The organism is Streptomyces sp. NPDC057253 (assembly GCF_042669125.1).
Classification (GTDB): Bacteria; Actinomycetota; Actinomycetes; order Streptomycetales; family Streptomycetaceae; genus Streptomyces.
The window spans coordinates 1-5546 of the sequence record NZ_JBHUXV010000254.1 but is presented as its reverse complement, the minus strand read 5'-3'; the positions used below and the strand labels follow the sequence as shown (position 1 = coordinate 5546).

Genomic DNA, 5546 nt, shown 5'->3' with positions numbered 1-5546 from the left:
CCCGCCTTCCACACCCCCAAAATCCCCGCGACCGACTCCACACCCCGCGGCAGACACAACCCCACCACCGACTCCGCACCCACACCCTGCGACCGCAAGAAATGCGCCAGCCGATTCGCGCGGGCCTCCAACTCCCCAAACGACACCGACACACCACCCGCAACCACCGCAAGAGCCCCCGGCGTCCGTGCCACCTGCCCCGCAAACAACCCCGGCACCATCACCTCAGGCACCGCAACCGCCGTGTCGTTCCACCCCTCCAACACCCGAGCCCGCTCCCCCAGACCCAACACATCCACCCCAGACACCCGAGACGACGGATCCTCCACCAACGCCTCAAGCACCCGAACCAGACAACCGACGAACCTCTCAACCGTGCTCGCCTCAAACAAATCCGCAGAACCGAGGACCATCCCACCGATCCCCGCCGGGACCCCCTGCGGATCGCGCTTCTCCCCCACGGATACGAACAGGTCAAACTTCGCCGATACCTTGCCTGTTGACATCCCGCTGACCTGAACTCCGGACAGCGCCTGGGAGGGTTGGGCGGCTTCAGCATTCGCAACTGCCGAAACGGTGTCCTGGAAGGTGAGCATGACCTGGAACAACGGTTGGCGGGCCAGGGACCGGGCCGGGGCCAGCTCCTCCACCAACCGCTCGAACGGCACATCCTGATGCGCGAACGCGCGAAGACCCGTCTCCCGTACCCGCTCCAACAGGTCAACGAACGTCGGATCGCCGGACAGCTCGCTACGGATCACGAGGGTGTTGACGAAGCAGCCGACCAGATCATCCAGCGCCTCATCCGTACGGCCCGCAACCGCCGAACCGATCGGAATATCCACACCCGCACCCAGCCGCGACAACGTCACCGCCAACGCCGACTGCATCAGCATGAACAGCGTCACGCCCCGCTCCCGCGCCAACTCCAACAGCCGCGCATGCACCCCCGCCGGCACGCTCAGCCGGACTCCATGCCCCTCGCGCGAGGGAACAGCAGGACGGGGACGGTCGAACGGAAGGACCAACTCCTCAGGAGCACCGTCCAATTCACTCCGCCAGTACTCCACCTGCCGCGAGAGCAGACTCTCCGGGGCATCCTCTGCGCCCAGCAGTTCCCTCTGCCACAGCGCATAGTCCGCATACTGCACGGGCAGCGGCTCCCACTCCGGAGCCCGCCCCGCACACCGCGCCGCATACGCCACCGAAATGTCGCGTGCCAAGGGGGCGTCCGACCAGCCGTCGCTCGCGATGTGATGCACCACCACGACCAGGACATAGTCGTCGGCGGCCTCCTTGATCAGCCAGGCCCGGATCGGCACCTCGACCGCAAGGTCGAACGCGTAGCCGGTTGCCTCCGCGATCGTGGCCGCCGAATCGGCTGCACCGTCGGCAGCCATGAGGTCCACCGTCTGCAGGCCCCACGGCAATTCCGAAAGGTCCAGGATTCGCTGGTAGGGCTCACCGTCGGCAGCCACGCCGAAGACGGTGCGCAGAACCTCGTGCCGACCGATCACATCCCTCAGCGCCGCGTTCAGCGCCTCCTGGTCCACCTGCCCGGCAAGCCGGAGTACCGTCGGAATGTTGTAGGTCGGGCTCGGCCCTTCCAGCTGCCCGATGAACCACAACCGTCGCTGCGCATACGACAACGGGATCCGCTCAGGACGCGCTCCCGCCGTCAATGCGGTACGCCCCGTGTCCGCCCCCCGCAGACGCCCAGCCACTCCGGCTGGTGTCGGCGCGTCGAACAGTGCGCGCAAGGGCAGCTCGACTCCCAGCACCGAACGCACCCGGCTCACCAGCCGTGTGGCCAGCAGCGAATGACCGCCAAGCTCAAAGAAGTTGTCCTCGGCTCCGACGCTCTCCAGGCCGAGAACCTGGGCGAACACCCCACACAGAATCTCCTCCTGAGGGGTGGATGGTCCGCGACTCGCAGCAGCCGCTGTCGCGTAGATCGGGGCGGGCAATGCCTTGCGGTCCAGTTTGCCGTTCACCGTCAGCGGCAGCGCGTCCAGGACCACCACGGCCGAAGGCACCATGAATTCCGGCAGCTGATTCGAAGCGAAGTTCCGAACCGCAGAGGACAGTTGTGCGGTGTCCGCGTTTTCGGCGGGTACCACGTAGGCGACCAATCGCTTGTCGCCCGGTGTGTCCTCCCTGGCGATCACTGCGGTCTGCGTGACGGCCGGGCAACCAGACAGCGCAGCGGCCACCTCGGCCGGCTCCACTCGGAAGCCGCGGATCTTCACCTGCTCATCCGCCCGGCCCGCGAACACCAGCCGACCGTCGGCGGTCCACCGCGCCTCGTCGCCCGTCCGGTACATCCGCTCACCCGGCCCGCCGTACGGAGAGGCCACAAACCGTTCCGAGGTCAGAGCGCTACGACCGGCGTATCCGCGGGCCAATTGGTCGCCGCCGATGTACAACTCGCCTGTCACACCTACCGGAACCGGATTGAGCGAGCCGTCCAGCAAGAACACCTTGGTGTTGACAAGCGGAGAGCCCATGGTCACCACCGGCCCAGCGTCCAGCGGGCCGGTCGTGACCATCACTGTCGATTCGGTGGGCCCGTAGGCGTGTACGAGGTTCCGACCCTCACTCCAAAGCGCGGCCTGCTCGCGCGAAATCGGCTCGGCACCCACCACGATCGTGGAGACGTCCGCCAGGTCCGCCGGATCCAGCACTGCCAACAGCGAGGGCACGACACTGGCCGACTCGATGCCCTCATCCCGGACCATCCGTACCAGTTCCCGGGTATCGGAGCGCTCAGCGGACGAGGCCACCACGAGCGTACCGCCGGCGGTCAGAGTTGCCGCCACATCGAGTACCGAGGCGTCGAAGCTGAACGAGGCGAACTGCAGAGTTCGTACCGCCGGGCCCGCGCCGAGAATCGGCGCCAGTGCCATGGCAAGGTTCGCCATGCCGCCGTGCGTGACCTGTACGCCCTTGGGGCGCCCGGTGGAGCCCGATGTGTAGATAACGTATGCCAGTTGGTCGGCAGAGATCTCGAGTTCGGGCGCCGATGTGGGCGCCGATGCCAGCGCTTCCACTGTTTCCGGGGCGTCCAGGTCCAGCCTGCGGAGGCCGGGCGCGAAGAGGCCGCGCGTGAGATCGCTCAAGCCGACGACGAGACGTGCCCCGCTGTCCTCGAGCATGAACGACAGCCGCTCCACCGGGTATTCAGGATCCAGCGGCACATACGCCGCACCGGCCCGCCACGCTCCCAGGATGGCCACCACTGTCTCCACGCCACGCGGCAGGCACAGGCCGACCACTGACTCGGCGCCGACGCCCTGTTGCCTCAGGCAATGCGCCAGCCGGTTCGCGCGCACGTCGAGTTCCGCGTACGACACTTCCGTCCCGTCGCAGGCCACGGCGACCGTGCCCGGCGCGTCCGCTGCCCATTGGGCGATCGTCTGGGGCACGGTCATGTCCGGGGCCGCAGTGGCCACGTCGTTCCACTCCGTCACGACCCGATACCGCTCGCCGGAGTCGAGTACTTCCACCGCCGCGAGCGGCTTGTCCGGTGTGTCCTCCAAGGCAGCCACGAGGTCTTCCAAGCAGGTCCGGAGCAGTCTGCACATCTGTTCCGCGTCGGCAGGACTCACCGCATCGATGCTCAGACCGAACCGGGATCCGTGATCGTCGACGGCCACGCTGACGGGATAGTTGGTCGCCTCCCGGGTGAACACCGTGCTGATTCCGTTGAGACCGGCGCGGCCGTCCGGGACCGCGGTCCGCCCGACGGCCTGGCCGTGCCGGTAGTTGAAGATCGAGGTGAACAGTGGGCTGTCACCCGGCACGCCACTGGCCTGCTGCGCGAGGGCCAATGGAGCGTGTTCGTGTACCAGCAGTTCGGCCAGTTGCGTCCGCAGGTCCGACAGCGCCGCAGCGACAGTGGATGATCCGACGCGTACCCGCACCGGCAGGGTGTTGATGAACGGCCCCTGGATCCGGTCAGCGCCCGCGCCCGCGTTCATCCGGCCGAAGAGCACCGTGCCGAACACCACGTCATCCCGCCCGCTGAGCACCGCAAGCACCCGCGCCCACGCCAGATGGAACACCGTCGCCGCACTCACGCCCAGCGATCGCGCCAACTCCCTGACACGGCTGGCGACTTCCTCAGTCACCACGAGGTGGGATCGGGCCACGCCGCTGCCGTCACCGTGGACGTCAAGAAGTCCGTACGGTGCCGTGGTCTCCTCCACATCGCCAAGGAGCTCGGTGAAGTAGCGCTCATGCTCCTCACGCGCGACACCGAGGCGGGCCTGCGCCACGAAGTTGCGGAACGGCTGGGGCTCCCGCAGTTCGTCCTCCCGTCCCGACAGGAAGGCACTCAGCTCGTCGAGCAGTACATCCTGTGCGGTGTGGTCCTGAACCAGATGATGGATACGCAGCAGCGCCAGCCAGCGGCCCGTACCGGGCTCGGCAGCCGTGTGCACATCGATCAGCGGAGACCGACTCAAGTCCATCCGCGAACCGCCCGCGGCCAGCAACTGAGCGACCGCATCCGGGGTGTCGGGCTCGAGTGTGACCTCGTCCACCGGCAGTGTGGCTCGCCGGGCCACCACCTGTGCCGGCTCGCGCAGCCCCTCCCACACGATCGCCGTGCGGTAGATGTCATGCCGGTCGATCACCCGCTGCAACGCGACCAGGAACGCGTCCAACCGGTCCCGCGACTGAAAGCCCAGCACCCTGGGCACCACATACGCGTCATCGCCTCCGTCCGCCAGCAGGAAGTGGAAGAGGAAGCCTTCCTGTAGGGGAGCGAGCGGATATACGTCTGCCACGTTGGCCGCCCCGCCCGGTATCCGCGAGACGATGTGCTCGATCTCGGCCGCGTTCAGATCCATCAGCGGCAGCATCTCTGGGGTGATCTCCTGCGCGTCCGCAGGGATCAGGTTGTGAGGCACCGCCACAGACTCGGGTGCGGCCGCCACCGCAAGGCCGGCGGGCGTCGGCGTCTGGAACAGTGCCCGCACCGAGACCGCCACTCCCCGAACCCTCAGCCGCTCCACGAGCGACACCGCCAGGAGCGAATGCCCGCCCAGCGCGAAGAAGTCGTCGTCGGCTCCTACTTCGGCCAGTCCGAGGACCTCGGCGAATGCGGAACAGAGGGTCTCCTCCTTTGCGGTGGCCGGCGCTCGGCCCGCGCCGGACGCCGCGGCGAGGTCCGGAGCAGGCAGAGCTTTGCGGTCCAGCTTTCCGTTGGGCGTCAGCGGCAGTTCATCGAGAATGATCATCGCCGCGGGCACCATGTATCCCGGCAGCCGCTGTGCGGCGTGCTCCCGCACCTCACCGAGGAGGCCGTCGGACTCCCCGCCCGAGGAGGCCGGCACGATGTAGGCGATCAGCTGCTTCTCGCCTGTCACGTCATCCCGCACCACCACCGCGGCTTGCGCTACCGCTGAGTGAGCGGCGAGCGCCTCGGCGACCTCACCCGGTTCGATGCGGAAGCCGCGGATTTTCACCTGCTCGTCCGCACGCCCCGCGAACACCAACTGCCCATCCACCGTCCACCGCGCCAGATCCCCGGTGTGATACAT

General features: G+C 67.6%; 1 protein-coding gene. It reads right to left on the bottom strand.

All coding sequences use genetic code 11. The features are described 5' to 3' along the window. On the bottom strand, positions 1 to 5546 hold a 5546-nt coding region (locus ACFULQ_RS48435), incomplete at both ends, for an amino acid adenylation domain-containing protein (RefSeq protein WP_383558055.1).